The following is a 21,538-nucleotide window of genomic DNA, read 5'->3' as shown; positions in this document are numbered from 1 at the left end:
TTGCTACTCGATAAGCACAGCGGTCGGGACTTGGCAAGGCCCGCATGCCTCCCCGTCATTTGGCCACTTCGTTTTCTGTTTGGCCTTCCTCATATAACTTGCCGCTTGCAGGCAGGGCTTCCCAGGTGGCTCTGGACCCGACATAAAGATGGTAACCGATCTCAATTTCAGGGTCCTCATTCAAACAACCGAGCGTGATGCCATGAATATCCCCCCGATACACGCCACATAAAGTCGAGCCACAGTGAGTGCAGAACTGGAAACCGAAGCCGTGTTCCCCCATATAGGAGGTGAGCTTCTCCTGCCCGGTGAGCCAGGTAAATTCATTCTTGTCAACCAGAGCGTAGGCGGAAGCCTGTGCGCTGAATACCTTGCGACATCGTGAACAATGACAGGATCGGGCATCGCGGACTTTACCATCAATTTGATAGGTGATCGCGCCACAAAAACATTCACCTGTGAGCATGATCATCACCATACTTTAAAACCAACAAAACCATTGTCATTTCAGTCTCCTTAGATTTCCTTGAGCGTCCCTATCTCCGGCGTCATGTTCCCTGCAGATAAGTTTGGTATCATCCCGCGTCAAGGGCGCCTTGACCAGATCGCAAAAATACGCGCCCTCCCCCCGTTTCAGATTGAACTGACAAGAACTGCACACCCCGAAAGATTTCATATGATTGGACCTGATCATCGTCGTCAGCAGCAAATCAAGCGCGGCATCGATTTCGGCTTGCTGCGTCTCTGACAAATTTTGACAGGCGGTCACAAACATATCCGTGGGCAGATTTGCGTCGATGAAATCACGGCCTTGTTTGGTGACCTTCAAATGCGTCATTCGTTTGTCATTTTGATCCGCTTCCTTGCGGACGAGTTCTTTTTTCTCAAGAATTTTTATGGTTTGCGACACGGTCCCCTTGGTCTGCCCCAGGTATTCTGTCACCGCCATCGGTGTATCTGAATATCGATTACACACAGACAGATAGCGCAAGACCTCAAGATGAACCGGCTGCAGCCCGTGGTCCGCGCCGGCGTGACGGGCGCTGACCTTGAGCAGTTCTCCCATACGTTCCAGATAATGATAAATGCGATTTGTTTTCATGATCTCAATAGTATCGACTAAATACCATATTGACAAGCGTAAAGTCCTCACATACATTGGTATCGAATCAATACTACTTAACCTTATCCAGGAGACTTGAATATAATGACGAAAGCATTTTTCTATCATGCCGGTTGCCCGGTTTGTGTCAGCGCGGAACAACAGTTGCTGGAAACCCTCGACCGAAGCCGTTTTGACATTCACGTGGTTCATTTGGGGCAAGATGCCGCAAAATTCGCGGACGCTGAACAGGCCGGAGTGCTGTCCGTACCGGCTCTGGTCGTGAACAATACGGTGTTTCATATCAATTTCGGGGCGTCCCTTGCCGACCTGAAAGGGGGTGCGGCATGATCCGGTAACCATCGCCGCAGTGGCCTTGTTAGCGAGTGTGTCGCTCCCCGTTCTCGCCCATGATCACCATAGTGATGGCCTTAAGTCCGCTGAAAGCGCGGCCGTTCTGACGCCTTTTGACATCATCCATACCAAGATCTCCACCACAGGAAAGGTGGCAACATTTCACATGGCGGTATCCGGCAAAGCCGGGGCCAGCACGCCGACCGCCACCGGTCAACTGGCGGGCAGCGACGTATTCTCTTATGTCTGGCCGACTTCGATCAATAGTTACGACGTTGGATTTGAGAAGGATGCCGGCATTCTGGCCTTGGCGGTGACCGCCCATCCGGATTTTGATGACACCCCCTTGTTTGATGAAAATGGCGACGGTAATAGGGCCAATGACGGCAATCTGTGGCACAGCCATTGGGTGGTGCTTCAGCCCAATGACCAATGCGGCAAGGGGGCGCTCGGCGTTGTCGATATTCCCCAAGGTCAAACACCCCGATTGCCAAAAACCTGGCCTGGCCTGCCTCTCCTGCTCGACAGCCCTGGCTGGAGCCCCAGCTTTAACGGCGATACGGTTGAAGTCCATGTCCCTTTTGACAGCATCGGGATTGTCGAAGAGGCAAGCTTTGACGGGGTCACGGCAGGGTTACGGATTAACCAGAGTGTCCATGCCCCCTCCTCTGCGTGGTCAATGTCATGGATATCGCCTCAGGTGACTTAAGCTTGCCGGGAAAAACCAACAAGTAGGATCAGGATAGGCTGTCGGCTTTAGCGACCCACGTGGGTGGTAAGGAGGCTTCACCTCACAACCCGCCAACGATGAGACCCAAGCCGTGACCAGCCCCTGATCGCCTTAAAATATCACCAAAGAAGTCCCGGCTTCTTTGGTGATTACCCCACAATTATTTCTCTGGGCTTTCCAGCAGGCGCAGGGGCAGTCTTGTCGTATGTTTCTTCTGTTTCAGCACAAAACTGGTGCTGACCGAGCGCACCACCGGCAGCCGCATCAGGAAACCGGTCTGGAAGTCCTCATATTCCTTGATATTGCGGGTGGTGACTTTCATCAGGAAATCATAATCTCCGCTCATCGAATAATATTCCAGTACTTCCGGCCGCTGGCAGATCGCCTCGTCAAACTGTTCGAGCATTTCCATCTGATGTTTCTCCAGCATCACATGGGCAAAGGCGATCAGGTGAAAACCCGCCTTCTCCGCATTGAGAATCGCGGCATAATGGTCAATGATGCCTTCATCCTCCAACCGCTTGGCCCGCCGCCAGCAGGGGGACGGCGACAAACCGACCCGTTTCGCCAGATCATGGTTCGACAGGCGGCCATTCTCCTGCAGTTCCCTGAGTATATTGAAATCTATGCTATCCAGTTTCGCCAAAGAACAATCCTTCTAATATATTACATAAAATTAAAATAACTTGCTCACTTCTTGGCATATTTCACACAAAATCGCAAGGACATACCCTTATTATTAGAGGTATTATGTTTCCAGCTTCAAAAACATCTGCATTGGTGGAATGCAGAATAATTATGGCATATACTATAGGGCTTACGCGATGACCAACTCCGCACCCCAGCAGGCGCAGCCTGTTACGCTTGACGATTACCAACTGGATGACCGCTATAAACGGACCTCCGGGCAAATTTTCCTGACCGGGACACAGGCGCTGGTGCGCATTCCCCTGCTGCAGGCCGAGGCCGATAAAAAGGCCGGCCTCAACACCGCCGGTTTCATTTCCGGCTACCGCGGTTCTCCCCTTGGCAATTATGATCGGGAACTCTGGACCTGCGGCGCGACGCTGAAAGAGCACAATATTACTTTCACCCCCGGCATCAACGAAGAGCTCGCCGCCACGGCGGTGTTGGGCTCGCAACAGGTGGAAACATCCGGTCATGCAGATTATGATGGTGTTTTCGGCATCTGGTACGGCAAGGGTCCCGGCGCCGACAGGGCCAGTGACGCCCTGAAACATGCCAACAGCTTCGGGGCATCCCCCCACGGTGGCGTATTGGTCGTTGCCGGTGATGACCACGGGGCGGTGTCCAGCAGCATGAACCATCAAAGCGAACAGCTGATGGAATCCTGGATGATGCCGGTGCTGGCCCCGTCCAATCTTCTGGATTACCTCAATTTTGGTCTCTATGGCTTTGCCCTCAGCCGCTACAGCGGCTGCTGGTCCGGCTTTATCGCCGTCAGCGAAGTGGTGGAAAGCGCCGCCACGGTCAATATGGATCTGGTGAACGACAGCTTTGTTTTTCCGCCTCATGAAGGATATGACAAAAACGCCCTGCATTACCGCTGGCCCGATCCTTTCCCGCAAATCGAAGGTCGCCTGATCGATCACAAACTGAAAGCCGTGCACGCCTTTGCCCGCGCCAACCCCCTTGATCAGGTGATCTGGGACGGCGACAAACCGGCGGGCGGCGCCAGGAAACCGCTCGGTATTGTCACCTGCGGCAAGGCCTATCTCGACCTGATGGAAGCCCTCGCCAAGGCGGGCATTGACAAGGACACGGCAGAGAAGGCCGGTCTTTCAATCTTCAAGATTGGCCTGACCTGGCCCATCGAACCAGAAGGCGTCACTGCCTTCTGTCGCCAATTTGACCGTATTGTCGTGGTCGAGGAAAAACGCAGCTTCGTCGAACGGCAAATCCGCGATCTTTTCTATAATATGCCTGCCGAAAACCGGCCGGTCATCGTCGGAAAAAAACGCGAAGACGGTACACAGATGCTGAACCCCGTAGGCGAAATATCGCCGGAAGACGTGCTCGCCGCCCTGACCCCGTACCTGCAGGGAATTGGTCTTAATCATACGCTCGATCAGCTGAACAACGCTGTTGTGGAAAAAATCGACAGCCTTAAAACCTTTGAACATAAAGATTTCCGCACGCCTTACTTCTGTTCCGGCTGTCCCCATAACACCTCGACCAAGGTTCCCGACGGCAGCCGCGCCATGCTGGGTATCGGCTGTCACTTCATGGCCAATGGCATGGACCGTAATTCCGGGCAACTGACCCAGATGGGCGGCGAAGGCGTCAACTGGATTGGCCAGAGCCAGTTCACCCATGAAGGCCATATCTTCCAGAATCTCGGTGATGGCACCTATTATCATTCCGGCCTGCTCGCCATCCGTCAGGCGGTCGCGGCCAAGGTCAACATCACCTATAAAATTCTATACAACGATGCCATCGCCATGACCGGCGGGCAACCGCTGGAAGGTACCCTGCTGCCCGACCAGATCAGCCGTCAATTGCATAATGAGGGGGTGCGTGCGATCTATGTGGTAACGGATGAGCCGGAAAAATACAAAGGTGTGACCCATTTTGCCCCCGGCGTCACCATTCATCACCGCGATGAACTGGATGATGTCCAGCGCAAGCTGCGCGAGGTAAAAGGCGTTTCCGCCCTGATTTACGATCAGACCTGCGCCTCTGAAAAACGCCGCCGCCGCAAGAAAAAACAATTTCCCGATCCGCCGAAACGCGCCTTTATCAACCAGGCGGTCTGTGAAGGTTGCGGCGATTGTTCGGTCGCCTCCAACTGCGTGTCGATCATGCCGCAGGAAACCGAACTTGGCCGCAAACGCATGATTGATCAGTCAAGTTGTAACAAAGATTACAGCTGCATCAATGGCTTCTGCCCGTCCTTCGTCACCGTCCACGGCGGCAGCGTTAAAAAGGGTGCCAAAACCAGTTCCGACAGCTTCCTGGATCAGGTCCCCATGCCGACCCTTCCGGCTATGGATCAGGGCTATGACATCATGGTCACCGGTATCGGTGGTACAGGTATTGTCACCATTGGTCAGATCATGGTCATGGCGGCCCACCTGGAAGGCAAAGGTGCCACCGTGCTTGATTTCACCGGTTTTGCGCAAAAGGGCGGGTCTGTGATCAGCTACCTGCGTCTTGCACCCCATGCTGACGATATCAAGGCGGTGCGCATCGGCACCGGCGAAGCCGACCTGCTGCTCGGCTGCGACATGGTTGTCGCCGGCAGCCCGGAATCCCTGCGCACCCTGCAGGAAAAGAAATCCAGCGTCATTCTCAACACCCAGAAAATCCAGACGGCGCAGTTCACCCTCAACCGCGATGCGGATATTCATGATGACCTGATCACCCGCAACATCCGCCGCGTGGTCGGGGAAGACGCCCTGAACACCGTCGACGCCACCCGGCTGGCGACGGCCCTGATGGGCGACAGCATCGCCACCAACATGTTCCTGTTCGGCTACGCCTGGCAACAGGGCACGGTGCCCCTCAGCCTTGATGCCATCTACCGGGCAATTGAACTCAATGGTGTTGCCATTGATTCCAACAAGCAAAGCTTCAGCTGGGGCCGGATTGCCGCTCATGACGTCAAAATGATCGAACAGGCCCTGCCCCACCCTCTGTCGCAGGATGCCCCCTTCACAGAACTGGAAGATATCGTCAATTACCGCGCCACTTTCCTGAAAGAATATCAGGACCAGGCACTGGCGAATAAATATCTCTCTACAGTCGAGACCATTCGCGCCCTGGAAGACAAGATCGGTGGCTCTGACCATACCCTTACCAAGGCCGTCGCCAGAAATTACTTCAAATTGCTCGCCATAAAGGACGAATACGAAGTGGCGCGGCTTTATACCAACGGCGATTTTGAACGGCGTTTAAACCAGCAGTTCGAAGGGGATTTCAAAATCCATTTCCATATGGCGCCGCCCCTGATCGCCCCCAAGGACAGCAAGGGCCATCTGCGCAAGATGGAATTTGGTGGCTGGATGCATAAGGCGTTGAAGGTCGTCGCCCGTCTGCGTGGCCTGCGCGGTACGGCATTTGATGTCTTTGGCCGCACAGAAGAACGTAAAATGGAGCGTCGACTGATCAGTGACTATGAAGACCTCATGGCTATTTTCGCTGACAGTCTGACTTCTGAAAAATTATCCAGCGCCATTGCACTTTCTGAAATCCCTGAAGACATAAGAGGTTACGGCCATGTCAAAGAGAAATCAGTTGAATTGGCGACTCAAAAATCTGCTCTTCTCTTGCAAGAATATCATTCTCGGGATAAGCATAAAGAAGTTGCATAAGAAACTAATATAAAATTAGAGGACCACACTATGGCCAAAATTCTGCCCCGTAAAGGCGTCCTGAACATCACCCCGTATAAGGCGGGCGATGCCAAGATCGAAGGATTTGACACCGTTATTAAACTTGCATCCAACGAAAGCCCGATGGGCCCGAGCCCGGCGGCCATCGACGCGGTCAAAACTGCGGCCGACAGCGGCATGCAGCTTTATCCGGACCCCGCCTGTACAGCGCTCCGCGCCGCTATTGGTGATGTCCATAACATTGACCCGGATCAGATCATCTGCTCCAACGGTTCGGAAGAGCTGCTGCACCTGCTCGCCAAGGGCTATGCCACAGACGGCGACGAGATTATTTTCTGTCAGTATGGCTTCCTGGCGTATCCCATCGCCACCCATGCGGTAGGCGCTACCCCCGTTGTTGTGCCGGAAGACAACTTTACCGCCAACGTTGATGCCATTCTGGCGGCCCAGACCGGTAAAACCAAGATCGTCAACCTTGCCAACCCCAACAACCCCACCGGCACCTATCTGTCGAAAAGCGAGATCCTGCGTCTGCGGGCTGGCCTGCGCAATGATATTTTGCTGGTGCTGGATGCGGCCTATGCAGAATATGTCGATCAGGATGATTATGACGCCGGTTTTGATCTGGTGAACAATGGTCTGGAAAACACCATCGTCACCCGCACTTTCTCCAAGATCTACGGCCTCGCCGCGGCGCGGGTAGGCTGGGCTTACGGTCCGAAAAGTGTGCTTGATATCCTGCACCGCATTCGTGGCGCCTTTAACGTCACCGCCCTGTCCCAGGCCGCCGCAACCGCCGCGGTCCGGGATCAGGACCACGTGGCGAAGGCCAAAGCCCATAATCTAAAATGGTTGCCGAAACTGAGCCAGGCCCTGAATGAATGGGACATGACCGTAACCCCGAGCCAGGGCAATTTTCTTCTGGCCCATTTCCCGGGTGGCCCTGATCAGTCCCTCGCCGCCGATCAGTTCCTGCGCTCTCGCGGGATCATTGTCCGGCCAGTCGCCAACTACGGTATGCCACAAGCCCTGCGCATCACCATTGGGACTGATGCCGAAAACGAAGCGATGCTCGCCGCGTTTGCAGAGTTCTTCGCGGCATAACAGATAATATATGAAAAGAACGGCGCCAGACCCGGCGCCGTTCTTTTTATGCTCCGTTGCGGAAACGATCGATCCAGAAGGCCGCGGCGCCAAAAAGAAAATATAACACCAAGCCACCATATGATGCGATGTCCGGTGTGATCCCCGGATCAAAAGGTGCCGTCACGGTCATCAGATATACACCAACCATCAGAAGTGTGAAAATCCAGACCGCAGTTCCACCCCATTTACCTTTCGGCTTTGTCCTTTTCACATAATAGAACACCGCCGCCAGCAACAGAGATATCTCCCCCATCACGGTCAGGGAAAAATTATTCCACAGCCCGAAACCGACTTTCACACCGTCATCACCTAAAAGTGGCATATCCGCCGTATGAACCAGAAAATCGATGAACCAGTGCGACAGGACCGCCAGCCCAACCACAATGGCCACACTATGTCGCCTCTCTCTCTTGAACCAGGGAAAAAACCGCCACAGACCATAGGCAATCACTCCCCAGAAAAATGCCGCGATCAGACTGTGGCTATAGGGGTAATAAAGCAATTCCATATGATTGACGGCTGTATAATTCTCCACCATATTTAAGCGCTCGATCCCGAGCGGCACGAGAATAAAATACAGTATATCGACGAATTGAACCGCCAGAAAAAGTACGCCCAATGACGCCTTTCTTTCGACCGCTTTCAGGGCAAAACCCGCTGCATAATGTCCAATAAACACCTGTTACTCCTTATTTTTTTATTTTTAACAACTTCTTCTCATCGTAAGGCATGGGCCGTGGTGTATTTCACCCGCCGCAGGGTAAAGCTTGAATTGGATGAAGCTACAAGATGGTGACTGAGCAGATGACGGGATAGAAATATCTCGTAATCCTCCACACCCGGCACGACCACCACTAACATATAATCATAACTCCCCACCACCGCATAACATTCCATGACTTCTGGTCGCGACGCAATAAATTCCTCGAACTCCACCCGGGTGTCCTCGCCATGGCGCACCAGCCGCAGATTAATCAGGGCGCAGACCTGCATGCCGATTTTTTTTGGATCAAGCAACGCCACCTGGGCCCGAATAACACCAACCTCTTCCAGATTCTTAATTCTGCGCCAAACAGACGTCGCGGAAACCCCGGTCTTCTCGGCAATTTCCTGGTGGGTCAGTGTCGCGTCCTGCTGGATCAGATCAAGTATTTTACGGTCCGATTCATCAAGCGAAATAGCCATTTCAAAAATATCCTTAATTTGGTTTTATATTTCAATATAGCGCCAATCACCTCGTTTTTAAAAACAATATTTCAACATTTAAGGAGTATAATTACACCATATCAACAGTATTTCAGGAGATAGTATAGTTATGGCAGATCCTACCGCCAATCCCATGGGCCTAGATGGCTTTGAGTTCATCGAGTATGCCTCCCCGAACCCGGAAGAGTTGCGGGTTCTGTTCCGTAAGATGGGTTTCAAGGCCGTCGCGAAACATCGTTCAAAAGACGTGACCCTCTATCGTCAGGGCGATGTGAATTTTCTGCTGAATGCGGAACCCAACAGCTTTGCCCAACGCTATGCATTTGCCCACGGCCCCAGCATCGCGTCCATGGCCTTCCGGGTCAAGGATTCCACCTTCGCGCTCAAACGCGCCCTGGAAAATGGCGCCGAAGAAGTCAAAAGCACTGCCGGCCCCATGGAGCTGAATATTCCGGCCATTGAAGGCATCGGCGGAAGCCGTCTCTACCTCATCGACCGTTACGGCGACCAGACCATATATGATGTGGATTTCCATCCTTATACCGATCCCGCCGACAAGGATGTGGTCAGTTGTGATCTGACCTATCTTGATCATCTGACCCATAATGTTTACCAGGGTCGCATGTCTTATTGGGCTGAATTCTACGAAAAAATCTTTAACTTCCATGAAAAGAAATATTTCGATATTGATGGCCAGAAAACCGGCCTGACCAGTCAGGCAATGGCAAGTCCGTGCGGCAAGATTTTCATCCCGCTGAACGAATCCAAGGACAGCAAGTCACAGATCGTTGAATATCTGGTGGAATATCGCGGCGAAGGCATTCAGCATGTCGCCATGCATACCGACAATATCTATAAATCCGTCGACCAACTGCGCGCCAACGGCATCGTCCTACAGGACACCATTGACGCTTATTTCGACCTGATTGACAGTCGGGTCAAGGATCACGGTGAAGATGTCGAAGAACTGCGCAAACGCAAAATCCTGATCGATGGGTCACCGGAAGAAGGTATTTTGCTGCAGATCTTCACCGACACTGTGATCGGCCCGATCTTTTTCGAGATCATCCAGCGCAAGGGCAATGACGGCTTTGGCGAAGGCAACTTCAAAGCCCTGTTCGAATCCATTGAACTGGACCAGATGCGCCGCGGCGTTGTCTAAGTTGAGTACAGTAACCTTCCCTGTCTTGAGACGGTCCAAAGGACCGTCTCTTTTTTTGCCCGGCACTTTTCCTCTATAAGCACAGCACGTCCCCCCTGCCCGTAAGTTCAAGCATTCCAGACCGCCAGTTCATAAAAAAAGAGACAGTAAAAACTGTCTCTTTCAATTAAGTTCCGGGAAAATAACCACTATATTACCCGCTGCCTGTAACTATTCTTTTTATTACTCTACTGTATTATTTTTTTGGGTACTCTCTACTCAATGGCAATTGTAATAACATTTTAATGGTTAATGGGCGCTTAACAATACGGTCTTTTTTAATATTATTTCACCCGTTCCTCTTTACTGTCTGAACTGTCTAGTTGGCCTGACGTCGCAAAAACGCCGGAATTTCCAGATGGTTTTCGTCCTGGCTTTTTTGGCCGGACGGTGTGTCTGCTTCGACTGCAGGTTCAACCACCGGCGTCGTGGCTGGCTGTTGCGGTTCTACCGGGGCCTGGGCCGTCGCTTTTAACGGGTTGGGCCGCAAGCTTGGCTCACTCCGGGGCGCCTCTGGCTCAGGGGCCAGCAAATCCGCCTGACGGGAAATGGCCTGCTTCTTCGGAGCCGTCTTGCGGCGGCTGCCGAACATACCCATAAAACCGCGCTTCTCGGTTGTCTTTTCCACCACCGGATTGGCCATAGCCGCCTCGGCAAACGGGTCAGCGGCGTCCTCCAGCGGGACCATGCGTTTCTTCGGCATGACCGGCGCTGCTGCGATGAAGGGCTCTTCCCGTTCCGCACTCAAACCTGCGTCCGCTGCAGGCTCGGGCGCCTCATCAGCTTGTTTTTGCACGATCCCGTCGGCCAATTGCGCCAACAGGCTTTCAGTTTCCTGACGCACCTGATCCCGACCTTTTTCCTCAGCCACCGCTACGACAGGTGCCTCTACGATCGGCGCCTCTACTACCGGGGCTTCATTAACCAGCTCAAGCGGCTCCTCTTCCCGTGCCTCTTCCGGCGCAGCGGGCGCTGCCATAACATTCTCGACCAGGCTCTTGCGCGCGGCCACAGGCTCATCCCATCCACCTGTCGGCGTCGGGTCTGCGGCTGGTTTGGCAGGCTCAGGTTTCGTTTCAAAACTGTATGTTTTTTTCGGCTCTTCCCGACGCGGCTGACCATCTGAATCCATGCCAGTCGCCACAACTGATACCCGCATTTTACCGTCAAGATCCGGGTTCAGGGCGGACCCGACCAGAATATTTGCTTCCGCGTTGACTTCGCTACGGATACGGTTGGCCGCCTCATCAACCTCAAACAAGGTCAGATCCATACCCCCAGTAATATTGATCAACACCCCGTTGGCGCCTTTCATGGAAACTTCATCCAGCAATGGATTGGATATGGCGGCTTCAGCAGCTTCCAGGGCCCGGTTTTCGCCTTCGGCCTCACCTGTCCCCATCATGGCCTTGCCCATTTCGCTCATCACGGTACGTACATCAGCAAAATCAAGATTTACCAGGCCCGGCAGCACCATCAGATCGGTAATCCCGCGCACCCCGGAATGCAGTACTTCGTCGGCCATGGAGAAGGCATCGGCGAAAGTCGTGCGCTCATTGGCGATCCGGAACAGGTTCTGATTGGGAATAATGATCAGCGTATCGACATATTGTGACAATTCCTGAATACCCTGATCCGCGAGCAACATGCGGCGATTGCCTTCGAACTGGAACGGTTTGGTCACCACACCGACCGTCAGAATACCTTCTTCCCGCGCCGTCTGAGCGATGATCGGCGCAGCCCCGGTTCCGGTTCCGCCCCCCATGCCGGCCGTGATAAAGGTCATGTGACACCCGCGCAAATGTTCACGGATCAAATCGATGGTTTCTTCCGCAGCAGCGCGTCCAACTTCCGGACGGGCCCCCGCGCCCAGCCCCTGGGTCAATGACGCGCCCAATTGCACCTTCTGTTCCGCCTTGGAATAGGCCAGCGCCTGAGCATCGGTATTGGCAACGACGAAATCGACACCCTCGAGTCCGGTTTCAATCATGTTGTTGACGGCATTACCGCCTGCACCCCCGACGCCAAACACCGTAATCTTAGGTGTCAGTTCGGTTAATTCTGTCGTTGTAAATTCTATGGTCATGGTGCGCTCCGGTTGCCCTGTTGCTCATTTACGATTCAATGTGGCTTAACAAATAGTTAACTATAATTTAACTCAAGTGATTCGCGCTGTCTAGAAAAACTGCGTCCCGAGTCGTTTTTTTCGTCTTTCGAGTCGTTTTTTGGCCTTTTTTGACTCTTTTTCCCAAAAAATCACCCTAGCCCCGCCCGGTTTCTTCTAAAAATTGGCTTTCAACCAACTTTGCGCCCGGGTTAGAAATCCCGGTTTTGGTTTTTCCGCATTACGGTAATGGACTTCCCCCGGCAAGGCTGCGCCATAATTCAGCAAACCCGCGCAGGTCGAAAATACAGGCCCCGCCGTCGCGTCCGCCAACCCGTCGATGCTGATCGGCCGCCCCATCCTGACATGGAAATCCCCGCGCAGTTCCGGTGAAACATCGGCAGAGAATATCTTGCGCGCCAATTCCTCAAGTCCGGAAATCTGGCTCGCCCCGCCAGTGAAAACAATCCGCCGGCCGACACTGTCCGCCAGGCCGCATTCAACAATCCGGTCCCGCACCAGTTCAAGTATTTCTTCAATGCGTGGATTAACGATGGACGTCAGCATGGACCGCGGAATGGTCATGGCATGGTCCCGGCCATCCTCGCCAGTCTGCACAATATCAATCTGTTCCCGCACCGGCACCCGTTCAACCAGACAATCCCCATAGAGGATTTTCAGACGTTCGGCTTTGGCTTCCGGCACCGACAGCCCCTGGGCGATATCACGGGTCACGTGATTGCCCCCCACCGGCAGAATATCCCCAAAGACAAATTCATTATCCCGAAAAGCCGCGATACTGGTGATCCCTCCGCCCATGTCGACACAGATCGACCCCAGGTCCCGTTCATCCGGCACCAGCGCCGACAATGCCGAGGCATAGGGCGTCAAGACCACCCCCTGCAAGTTCAGATGGCATCGGTTGAGGCAGGTCTGAATGTTCTTCAACGGGCTGATCGCCACAGTCGACATATGAATTTCCACGCCGAGTTTTTCGCCATACATGCCAAGCGGTTTTTTCGCCCCCGGCACGCCATCAATGCTGAAATTTATCGGGCGGGAATGCAGCAGGAAGCGTTCTTCTTCCTTTAGGTTTTCCTGCCCCGCCGCCAGCACCCGGTCGATATCCAACTGGCTGATCTCGTGACCCGCCACATCCACTTCAACCGAGAAGACCCGGGAAGACGGCTGTCCGGCAGAAATATTCACATAAACATCGTGGATCGGGCTGCCGCCCGCCATGCGTTCGGCCGCATCCACCGCCGCCCGAATAGACGTTTCCGTTTCTTCCATATCAACAATAGTGCCCGCTTTCAGGCCCTTGGATATCTGGTGACCAATGCCGATCACCCGCGGACGACTGATCTCATCCACGTTTTCCCCCGTGACCGCGCCATCGACGCTCACCCGGGCGATAAAGCAACAAACCTTGCTGGTTCCGATATCTAATGCTGCAATGGTCTGCTCTCGCATTGGCTCATTTGTCCTTAAATAGTCTCTTCTGCCTGTCCACTTTCGGCCAGAAGTTTGCGCCGTTTCACCTCTTCCGGGGTCAGACGCACAACTGTCTTGCCGTGTAGCCTGAGATCAATCATCAGTATTTTTTTGGACAGGATTTTCTGTCGATCTTCATATTGGTATAATTGCTCCCATGCAAGGTCTGATCCCTTCTCGGGTAATTTTATTTTCACCCCGTTATGGAAATTCAGATCCCAACGACGCCCCCCGACCCAGATGGCTGATTTTACCCGGGTAAAAAGAGCGGGGTATGTTGCTTTCATCGCCAACAGGCCAGCCAGATTTTGCTGCGCCCCTTCCCCCACCACATGAGGTAAATCAGTAAAACTCTCGACATTCTGGTCGGTGATTATATGTCCTTCGGCCGTAATCAGAAACAACTGTTCATCCACCTGCCATAACGCCGCCGCCGTATGTTCAGTGATCGTCACTTCCAGAGCATCCGGCATCACCCGGACAATCGTTGCCTCATTGACCCAGGGCAAAGCCTCAACCCGGCGAAGCATTTCATCAATATCCAAAGACACGATTGACTGACCATCATATAGCGCCAATGCCGTACGCACTTGCTGCAGCGTGCTATATTTCTGTCCACGAATACGAACCTCGCCCACGGTATAGCCCGCCTCGGCAATCTGGCGATCCACCGTATCGCCTGCTTCCAGCATCCATTCCTTCAACAAGCCGCTTTTCCAGATGTAGATTGATGTCACCACCCCGAAACACACCACCGCCATGGATGTCGCGCGAATAAGAAGATCCCACCGGCGGCGCCAAATCAGACTCTGCGCCTGTTTCGCCCCCCGCTTCACGACTTTCTTAGCTGGTACTTTCTTTCCGGAGACCTTTTTGCCCCCCTTGACCGGCGGCTTTTGTCTCAGCGGCCACATGACGCATCCTCCACCATCCAGGCCACCAGGGACCCGAAGTCAATTCCGATATGACGGGCCTGTTCCGGCACCAGAGACAGGGGAGTCATGCCCGGCTGAGTATTAATTTCAAGAATATACGGTATACCGTTACCGCCGGGGCCGTCATCCAGACGGAAATCCGACCGCGTTACACCGCGACATCCCAGCACCTCATGGGCCCGCTCGGCATAATCCATAATCTGTGACAGCCTCTCGACACCAATTTCTGCCGGAATGATATGATCGGTCTTGCCCTCTTCATATTTGGCCTCATAATCATAAAAGCCGGAGCGCGGCTTCAATTCCGTTACGGCCATGGCTTTGCCGTTCTGTACCGATACGGTCAGTTCCCGACCTGGCAAATAGCTTTCCACCATTAATTCATCAGCGTCTTGCCAGGGTCCCGGTTGCTCAGGGCTAAAATTATCTCCCGGCTTGACGATCACCACCCCGACACTGGAGCCCTCATTATATGGCTTGACCACAAACGGACGTGGCAGGGGATCGGCAGCAAAAAGCGTCTCCTTAGTGACAATTTTATCGGCAGCACAAGGAATATCAACCGTCTGGAACAGCACTTTGGCCATCACCTTGTCCATGGCCACGGCCGATGCGGTAACACCGGAATGGGTATAGGGCAAGCCCATAATTTCCAGCAAGCCCTGCACACAGCCGTCCTCGCCCCAACGGCCATGCAAGGCATTAAAAACCACATCCGGTTTCATCCGGGCAAGGTCCGCCGCCAAATCCGGGCTGGCGTCAATTTCACTCACCCGATATCCTTTACCACGCAAAGCCTCCGCCACAGCCGCGCCACTGACCAGGGAAACCTCACGTTCGGCAGACCATCCACCTTTCAATACAGCGACATGCCGGCTCATAAAACATCCTCCGCCTTGCGTCCAACGATACGAATTTCCCAAACGAGATCAACGCCGGAATTATTCATCACCCGACGGCGCACCTCTTCACCAAGACGTTCAATGTCATCTGCGGTCGCTGACCCGGTATTTATCAGGAAATTACAATGTTTTTCAGATACCATCGCTCCGCCAATGGTCAGTTCCCGACATCCGGCTCCATCAATCAGGGCCCAGGCCTTGACCCCGTCCGGGTTCTTGAACGTGCTGCCCCCGGTGCGGGTGCGCAAGGGCTGGCTCTCTTCCCGGGCATCGGCAATTTCCTGCATACGGGCGGCAATGGTCGCCTTGTTCCCGGGCTTTCCTTTCAGGCGCACAGACAAACACATATAACCTTCGGGCAAGGCTGAATGACGATAGGAAAAATCAAGGTCGGCCGCCGTCAGTGTCGTAAGGGCCCCGGTCCGGTCCATGACATCCGCAGAGATCAGTATATCGGCGAGTTCCGCACCGTAAGCCCCGGCATTCATTTTAACCGCCCCACCGATGGTGCCCGGAATCCCCCGCAGGAATTCGAGACCGGCGAGCCCCGCATCCCGCGCCGCGCCGGCGACCGCAATATCCGGCGCCCCCGCCCCCACAACAAGCTCATCGCCCTGCAGGGTGATTTCGGAGAATTTTTTGCCAAAACGGATCACGGCCCCGGCGACCCCCCCGTCGCGGATCAACAGATTGGACCCCACCCCCAGCGGCAGAATGGGCAGATCGGCTGGAATTTGACGAAGGAAATCAGCAAGGTCCGCCACATCTTCCGGCGTGAACAGGATATCTGCAGGCCCGCCAACCCGAAACCAGGTCAATGTATTCAACGACGCCTCGGCGGCGATTTTACCGCGCACCCGCGGCAAGGCATCCTTCTGATATGCATCTGAACTCATCGCCGTCTTCACTATTGTCTTTCTCCCAAGGCTGCGGCCAGTGGTGTCGGCAGGTCATATGCCCACTGACTGATGCTGCCGGCCCCCATGCACAACACAATATCGCCAGACTGCGTCACCGCCGCGACCTGTGCAGCCATACTTTCCGGTCCGTCCAAGGCGATCACATGACGATGCCCCACAGCCCGGATACCATCGACCAGACTGTCGCGGTTAATATTTTCGATCGGTTTTTCCCCCGCTTCATAGACCGGTGCAACCAACACCACATCCGCATCATTGAAACAGCTACAAAACTCATCAAACAGACTTTCCAGCCGGCTGTAGCGATGAGGCTGCATCACGGCAATGACCCGCCCCTGATAGGCTTCCCGGGCCGCCCCAAGCACAGAAGAAATTTCAACCGGGTGGTGGGCGTAATCATCAATGATCGAAATCCCCCCGACCTTGGCCACCAGAGTAAAGCGGCGCTTGACGCCGGAGAACTTGCCAAAGGCGCGGCGGATGACTTCGCCAGACACACCCATTTCATGGGCAACGGCAATGGCCGCCAGCGCATTGGAAACATTATGACGTCCCGGCATCGGCAGGGCGATATCAGCCAGGATCTCGACGGTATCTTCCTGCCGGTCGGTCAGATGAACATTAAACAGGGCGCTGCCATCTTCAAATCGCAGGTCCATACACCGGACATCCGCCTGGGGGCTGAAACCATAGGTGAGAATCTTGCGGTCGGTGACACGACCGATCAGGGCCTGCACTTCCGGATGATCAATGCACATGGCGGCAAAGCCATAAAAGGGAACATTCTCGACGAACGTGCGGAAGGCTTCTTTTTCCGCTTCGAAATCACCATAAAAATCCAGATGCTCAGGATCAATATTGGTCACCACCGCCACAGTTGACGGAATCTTGACAAAAGTGCCATCGCTTTCATCGGCTTCGACCACCATCCAGTCGCCCTCCCCGAGGCGGGCATTGGTGCCATATGCGTTAATGATGCCGCCATTGATCACTGTTGGATCATAGGCCGCCTCATCCAACACCGCCGCCACCATCGAAGTCGTCGTGGTTTTCCCGTGGGTACCGGCAATCGACACACACCATTTCAAGCGCATCAGCTCGGCAAGCATTTCTGCCCGCCGGATTACCGGCATCTTGGCGGCGCGGGCGGCGATCACTTCCGCATTATCGGGCTTAATCGCGGAGGAACAGACAATGCCCCAGGCCCCGTCAAGATTTTCAGCCCGCTGCCCGATCATAACCTTGATGCCCATGGCCCTCAGGCGCGCCACATTTGGGTTCTCGCTCAGATCGCTGCCTTGTACTTTATAACCAAAGTTATGCATGACCTCGGCGATGCCGCTCATGCCGATGCCGCCAATGCCGACGAAATGCAACGTTCCTATATTGATCGGATGGCCAATTTTGACCGGCTGTATATTCTTGTTCATATGGTCTTCACTTATCTTAAGACTTTTAACGGATTAGGGATCGGCGCCTTTACCACCTCTTTGTCCTCTTGGGCGGCAGACGGCTCGTCCGTAGCGGTATCGGACATAGGGTCCGGAACCGGTACAACTTTCACCGTCAGAACCGCCGGATCCTCATCATGGGTTTTTATGCTTTTCCAACTGCCCTTGACCAGAGCCAGGCGTTCCACCAGATCGGCCAAGTCCTTTGTCGCGTAAGGTTTACCAACCTTCCGGGCGTCTTCCGACGCCCGCCAGACATCCCGGGGGCGTTTGGCCAGCCGTTGCAGTAATTTAGCAAGTTCGGCGGCATTGAATTCTTTCTGATTAAACAACCACGCCCCACCATTGATCACCATTTCACGGGCATTTTCAATTTGATGATTATCGGTTGCATGGGGATAAGGCACCAATATGCCCGCCCGCCCGGCCGCGGTCAGTTCGGCAATGGTCGATGCCCCGGCCCGACCAATCACCAGATGAGCCCATTCCAGACATTCGGGAATATTGGGAATAAACGTCGACAGCTCCACCGCGATCTTGGTCTCTGCATAAATCGCCCGGACCCGGTCAATATCCTCGGCCCGGCATTGTTGCGTGATCTGCAACCGCCGCTGCAAAGCCCGTGGCAGGGTCGAAATCGCCTGCGGTACCACTTCACCAAAAATGCTCGCTCCCTGACTACCGCCGATAACCAGAATTCGGAAAATGCGATCTTCGCCGATATCCGGATAGAATTTATCCCCAAGTTCGACAACCTCCTTGCGCACCGGATTGCCTGTCACCACCACATGTTCGTATTTTTCAAACTCCGCCTTGCGGGTTTTCTCAAATGACAGGCCGACCGCATCAACGGATTTCGCCATCAAACGGTTGACCCGCCCCAGCACCGCATTTTGTTCATGCAGGCACGTCGGAATACCCAGAGACGCCGCCGCCCGGATCGCCGGAAATGAGGGGTAACCGCCAAAACCCACGACGACGCCGGGACGCCGCGGCATCGTCTTCAACAAAGACCGCGCCTGAAGCACACTGAGAATAATTTTTGGCAGGGCCAGAATCTTGCCAAACAATCCGCGCCCCGCAAAGCTCGTGCTGTTAATCTTATAAATTTTTGCGCCGTTAAAATGATCCTTGTAGCCATAGCCCCGCACGTCGGTCACCAGACTGACCTGATGGCCGCGACTGATCAATTCATCCTTCAGGGCACTGGCTGGAAAGACGTGCCCCCCGGTGCCGCCTGCCGCCAAAACAATATGACTGGTCCGCCGTCTCTTCATGCGCCGTTCTTCCTCATATTTGTCTCCAGGCGGAATTCAGGTTTTCCAGATTATCCCGGCTGCCACGCCGGGTCAGAGATAAAACCATTCCCATGGCAATGGCGGTCGATAAAAAAGACGATCCCCCGTAACTGATAAACGGCAGGGTCATGCCTTTGCTTGGCAGCAGAGACAAATTAACCCCGAGATTAATAAAGGCCTGCACCCCGAACTGAATCATCAGCCCCGAAACGGCAAGGAAGATAAACAAATCGCTTTCCTTCATGATCCTCATCAGGCCTCTGACCACGATCACCGCGAATAACACAATCAGCACCAGACATAATACAATCCCGAATTCCTCGCCGGTGACCGCGAAAATGAAATCCGTATGGGCGTCAGGCAGAATTTTTTTCACTGCGCCCTCCCCCGGACCCCGTCCAAAAAGCCCCCCGCTGCGGAAGGCGTTCATGGCCGTATCCACCTGATAGGTGTCCCCTGTTTCCGGTGAAATGAACCGGTCAATACGACTGGTTACATGCGGCAGAAACAGATAGGCCGATAAAATTCCGGCAATACCGAAACCGGCCAGCCCCATAACCCAGATCATTGGCAGGCCGGCCATAAAAAATTGTGTGCCCCACACGATGGTAATCAAAATGGTTTGGCCAAAATCCGGCTGATTGATCAGGAAAAATACTACGATGCCATAAGACAACAAGGAAATGGTCCAGCCCTTGAAACCCGGCGTTTTCTGTGTCTCGGCAAACATCCAGGCGGTAAAGACGATAAAGGCGGGTTTAAGAAATTCAGACGCCTGCAAGGTAAAACTGCCTAAGCGCAGCCAACGCCGGGCCCCCTTGGCCTCTGGCGCGATGGCCATTGTCAGGGCCAGAAGAACCAGACTGATCAGGAACAACCCGACCCCGAGACGTCTGATCCAGATAATGGGCAGCAACGAGATGCTGAACATCATCACCCCTCCCAGGCAAATGAAAAACATCTGGCGTTTGACGAAATGAAAAGGGTCCAGCCCCAACTTCTCGGCGATTGCCGGACTGGCGCTCAAGGTCATCAGAATGCCCAGTCCGATCAACAGCCCGAGCATCATCAGCATGCGGCGGTCAACAGTCCACCACCAGTTGCTCAACAGGCTGGTATCGGTTCTCGAAAAAACGGTCATTCAGTCATCTCAGTATTTATCCAGTTTCCCCCAAAAAAATATTTATCACATTAACGCAGTTTCAATGTCGCCAGTCCGACAAGCGCCAGCAACACCGCAATGATCCAGAAACGGATCACAATGGTCGGCTCGGCCCAGCCTTTTTTCTCGTAATGATGATGGATCGGCGCCATGCGGAAAACCCGCTTGCCTGTCAGTTTGAACGACACCACCTGGACAATAACCGATACAGTTTCCAGAACGAACAAACCGCCAACAATCCCCAGGACGATTTCATGTTTGGTGATCACGCTGACCGCCCCAAGGGCGCCCCCGAGCGCCAGACTGCCCGTATCGCCCATAAAAACCATCGCCGGCGGGGCGTTGAACCACAAGAAACCAAGCCCTGCACCGATGATCGCCGCACAAAAGACCGCCAGTTCCCCGGCACCCGCGACATAAGTCAGCTGCAAGTAATTGGCAAACACCACATTGCCCACCAGATAGGCGATCAGGGCAAAGGTGCCTGCGGCTATAATCACCGGCATCACCGCCAGACCATCAAGGCCATCTGTGAGATTGACGCTGTTGGAGGACGCCACTAGCATAAAGACGCCAAACGGCACCATAAACCACCCAAGATCAATCAACATGTCTTTAAACAATGGAATCGCCAGTTGCGACCCGATTTCAGGCCCCGCCTTGTCCAGGATCACCAGAATTGCCACCACAGAAACGACAACTTCCATCAACAACTTCATTTTGCCTGAAACGCCATCGGAACTGGCGCGGGTGATCTTATAATAATCATCCATAAAACCAATAAGACCAAAGCCCGTCGTGATGATCAGACAGGCCCAGACATATTGATTGGTGATATCCGTCCATAATACCGTGCCCGCTGACAAACCAAGCAGGATCAGAAATCCGCCCATGGTCGGAGTGCCTTGCTTACTTATGATATGACCTTCGGGGCCGTCGAGGCGAATGGGCTGTCCTTTTTTCTGGCGCCGTTTCAGCATGCCAATCACGGAAGGTCCCATCAGGAAACTGATCAGAAATGCTGTCATCAGAGCCCCGCCCGCCCGAAAGGTCAAATAGCGAAATAAATTGAATACTCCGAAGTCATCGCTCAAGGGGTATAAAAAATGATACAGCATTAACTTTCTTTCCAACTCGCTAAATCAAGAAACATGGCCCCTTGGGACCCCCTATTCTTG

Annotated in this window: 18 protein-coding genes and 1 pseudogene; 5 read left to right on the top strand and 14 right to left on the bottom strand. The window is 53.8% G+C overall.

The features are described 5' to 3' along the window. Nucleotides 1–55: 55 nt before the first annotated feature. Nucleotides 56–466, bottom strand: coding sequence for a GFA family protein (locus FIV45_RS04435; protein WP_204602013.1), 411 nt, complete (start codon nucleotides 464–466; stop codon nucleotides 56–58). 36 nt (nucleotides 467–502) lie between these two features. Further along, nucleotides 503–1,102, bottom strand: a complete 600-nt coding sequence (locus tag FIV45_RS04430) for a MarR family winged helix-turn-helix transcriptional regulator (protein WP_099471192.1) — start codon at nucleotides 1,100–1,102, stop codon at nucleotides 503–505. Nucleotides 1,103–1,207: 105 nt separating this feature from the next. On the opposite strand from FIV45_RS04430, the gene FIV45_RS04425 reads away from it, so the two are divergent. Then, entirely contained in the window at nucleotides 1,208–1,453 is a 246-nt protein-coding gene (locus FIV45_RS04425) for a thioredoxin family protein (protein ID WP_181040145.1), read from the top strand. 37 nt (nucleotides 1,454–1,490) lie between these two features. Further along, nucleotides 1,491–2,191, top strand: a pseudogene (locus FIV45_RS04420) (hypothetical protein). 155 nt (nucleotides 2,192–2,346) lie between these two features. Here the strand turns inward: FIV45_RS04420 and FIV45_RS04415 are convergent. Continuing rightward, nucleotides 2,347–2,832 (bottom strand): Lrp/AsnC family transcriptional regulator, encoded by a 486-nt coding sequence (locus FIV45_RS04415; protein WP_099471191.1) that lies wholly within the window; start codon nucleotides 2,830–2,832, stop codon nucleotides 2,347–2,349. A gap of 178 nt (nucleotides 2,833–3,010) precedes the next feature. Between FIV45_RS04415 and FIV45_RS04410 the strand changes: the two genes are divergently transcribed. Then, entirely contained in the window at nucleotides 3,011–6,520 is a 3,510-nt protein-coding gene (locus FIV45_RS04410; RefSeq protein ID WP_099471190.1) for an indolepyruvate ferredoxin oxidoreductase family protein, read from the top strand. 30 nt (nucleotides 6,521–6,550) lie between these two features. Further along, complete coding sequence (hisC, locus tag FIV45_RS04405) at nucleotides 6,551–7,645, top strand: histidinol-phosphate transaminase (protein WP_099471189.1); 1,095 nt, start codon at nucleotides 6,551–6,553, stop codon at nucleotides 7,643–7,645. Nucleotides 7,646–7,691: 46 nt separating this feature from the next. On the opposite strand, the gene FIV45_RS04400 is transcribed toward hisC, so the two are convergent. Next, complete coding sequence (locus FIV45_RS04400; protein ID WP_099471188.1) at nucleotides 7,692–8,366, bottom strand: hypothetical protein; 675 nt, start codon at nucleotides 8,364–8,366, stop codon at nucleotides 7,692–7,694. Nucleotides 8,367–8,404: 38 nt separating this feature from the next. Next, nucleotides 8,405–8,872 (bottom strand): Lrp/AsnC family transcriptional regulator, encoded by a 468-nt coding sequence (locus tag FIV45_RS04395; protein WP_099471187.1) that lies wholly within the window; start codon nucleotides 8,870–8,872, stop codon nucleotides 8,405–8,407. A 130-nt stretch (nucleotides 8,873–9,002) separates the two neighbouring features. Here FIV45_RS04395 and hppD point away from each other — a divergent pair, with 130 nt between their 5' ends. Beyond that, complete coding sequence (hppD, locus tag FIV45_RS04390; RefSeq protein ID WP_099471186.1) at nucleotides 9,003–10,055, top strand: 4-hydroxyphenylpyruvate dioxygenase; 1,053 nt, start codon at nucleotides 9,003–9,005, stop codon at nucleotides 10,053–10,055. 358 nt (nucleotides 10,056–10,413) lie between these two features. Here hppD and ftsZ read toward each other — a convergent pair whose 3' ends face one another. The 9 genes from ftsZ to mraY all read right to left on the bottom strand — a co-directional run bounded on the left by ftsZ (nucleotide 10,414) and on the right by mraY (nucleotide 21,475). After that, entirely contained in the window at nucleotides 10,414–12,180 is a 1,767-nt protein-coding gene (gene ftsZ, locus FIV45_RS04385; protein ID WP_099471185.1) for a cell division protein FtsZ, read from the bottom strand. Nucleotides 12,181–12,375: 195 nt separating this feature from the next. Beyond that, entirely contained in the window at nucleotides 12,376–13,671 is a 1,296-nt protein-coding gene (ftsA, locus tag FIV45_RS04380; RefSeq protein ID WP_099471184.1) for a cell division protein FtsA, read from the bottom strand. A gap of 14 nt (nucleotides 13,672–13,685) precedes the next feature. Beyond that, nucleotides 13,686–14,606 (bottom strand): cell division protein FtsQ/DivIB, encoded by a 921-nt coding sequence (locus tag FIV45_RS04375; RefSeq protein WP_099471183.1) that lies wholly within the window; start codon nucleotides 14,604–14,606, stop codon nucleotides 13,686–13,688. Next, complete coding sequence (locus FIV45_RS04370) at nucleotides 14,594–15,508, bottom strand: D-alanine--D-alanine ligase (protein ID WP_099471182.1); 915 nt, start codon at nucleotides 15,506–15,508, stop codon at nucleotides 14,594–14,596. The genes FIV45_RS04375 and FIV45_RS04370 overlap by 13 nt, the downstream gene beginning before the upstream one ends. Further along, nucleotides 15,505–16,425, bottom strand: coding sequence for a UDP-N-acetylmuramate dehydrogenase (gene murB / locus FIV45_RS04365; RefSeq protein WP_099471888.1), 921 nt, complete (start codon nucleotides 16,423–16,425; stop codon nucleotides 15,505–15,507). The genes FIV45_RS04370 and murB overlap by 4 nt, the downstream gene beginning before the upstream one ends. A gap of 11 nt (nucleotides 16,426–16,436) precedes the next feature. Next, nucleotides 16,437–17,879: a UDP-N-acetylmuramate--L-alanine ligase gene (murC, locus tag FIV45_RS04360; RefSeq protein ID WP_181040144.1), complete on the bottom strand. Its 1,443-nt coding sequence runs from the start codon at nucleotides 17,877–17,879 to the stop codon at nucleotides 16,437–16,439. 11 nt (nucleotides 17,880–17,890) lie between these two features. Beyond that, a complete protein-coding gene (murG, locus tag FIV45_RS04355; RefSeq protein WP_099471181.1) occupies nucleotides 17,891–19,177 on the bottom strand; it encodes an undecaprenyldiphospho-muramoylpentapeptide beta-N-acetylglucosaminyltransferase in 1,287 nt (428 codons plus the stop codon). Between the two features lie 13 nt (nucleotides 19,178–19,190). Beyond that, nucleotides 19,191–20,339, bottom strand: coding sequence for a putative lipid II flippase FtsW (gene ftsW, locus FIV45_RS04350; protein WP_099471180.1), 1,149 nt, complete (start codon nucleotides 20,337–20,339; stop codon nucleotides 19,191–19,193). 50 nt (nucleotides 20,340–20,389) lie between these two features. Continuing rightward, nucleotides 20,390–21,475: a phospho-N-acetylmuramoyl-pentapeptide-transferase gene (gene mraY / locus FIV45_RS04345; RefSeq protein WP_412973716.1), complete on the bottom strand. Its 1,086-nt coding sequence runs from the start codon at nucleotides 21,473–21,475 to the stop codon at nucleotides 20,390–20,392. Between the last annotated feature and the right edge of the window lie 63 nt (nucleotides 21,476–21,538).

Origin of the sequence: Paremcibacter congregatus (genome assembly GCF_006385135.1) — a bacterium.
GTDB lineage: Bacteria > Pseudomonadota > Alphaproteobacteria > Sphingomonadales > Emcibacteraceae > Paremcibacter > Paremcibacter congregatus.
The sequence above is the reverse complement of the archived record's forward strand: the minus strand, read 5'-3'. Positions and strand labels throughout refer to the sequence as shown.

What these genes read in the sequence shown, in the direction of transcription:
- FIV45_RS04375 (WP_099471183.1), bottom strand. Translation starts at nt 14,606, where the DNA reads ATGTGGCCGCTGAGACAAAAGCCGCCGGTCAAGGGGGGCAAAAAGGTC.
- murC (WP_181040144.1), bottom strand. Translation starts at nt 17,879, where the DNA reads ATGAACAAGAATATACAGCCGGTCAAAATTGGCCATCCGATCAATATA.
- FIV45_RS04410 (WP_099471190.1), top strand. Translation starts at nt 3,011, where the DNA reads ATGACCAACTCCGCACCCCAGCAGGCGCAGCCTGTTACGCTTGACGAT.
- ftsA (WP_099471184.1), bottom strand. Translation starts at nt 13,671, where the DNA reads ATGCGAGAGCAGACCATTGCAGCATTAGATATCGGAACCAGCAAGGTT.
- FIV45_RS04395 (WP_099471187.1), bottom strand. Translation starts at nt 8,872, where the DNA reads ATGGCTATTTCGCTTGATGAATCGGACCGTAAAATACTTGATCTGATC.
- FIV45_RS04370 (WP_099471182.1), bottom strand. Translation starts at nt 15,508, where the DNA reads ATGAGCCGGCATGTCGCTGTATTGAAAGGTGGATGGTCTGCCGAACGT.
- murG (WP_099471181.1), bottom strand. Translation starts at nt 19,177, where the DNA reads ATGAAGAGACGGCGGACCAGTCATATTGTTTTGGCGGCAGGCGGCACC.
- hisC (WP_099471189.1), top strand. Translation starts at nt 6,551, where the DNA reads ATGGCCAAAATTCTGCCCCGTAAAGGCGTCCTGAACATCACCCCGTAT.
- ftsW (WP_099471180.1), bottom strand. Translation starts at nt 20,339, where the DNA reads ATGACCGTTTTTTCGAGAACCGATACCAGCCTGTTGAGCAACTGGTGG.
- hppD (WP_099471186.1), top strand. Translation starts at nt 9,003, where the DNA reads ATGGCAGATCCTACCGCCAATCCCATGGGCCTAGATGGCTTTGAGTTC.
- ftsZ (WP_099471185.1), bottom strand. Translation starts at nt 12,180, where the DNA reads ATGACCATAGAATTTACAACGACAGAATTAACCGAACTGACACCTAAG.
- FIV45_RS04425 (WP_181040145.1), top strand. Translation starts at nt 1,208, where the DNA reads ATGACGAAAGCATTTTTCTATCATGCCGGTTGCCCGGTTTGTGTCAGC.
- FIV45_RS04435 (WP_204602013.1), bottom strand. Translation starts at nt 466, where the DNA reads ATGCTCACAGGTGAATGTTTTTGTGGCGCGATCACCTATCAAATTGAT.
- murB (WP_099471888.1), bottom strand. Translation starts at nt 16,425, where the DNA reads ATGAGTTCAGATGCATATCAGAAGGATGCCTTGCCGCGGGTGCGCGGT.
- FIV45_RS04430 (WP_099471192.1), bottom strand. Translation starts at nt 1,102, where the DNA reads ATGAAAACAAATCGCATTTATCATTATCTGGAACGTATGGGAGAACTG.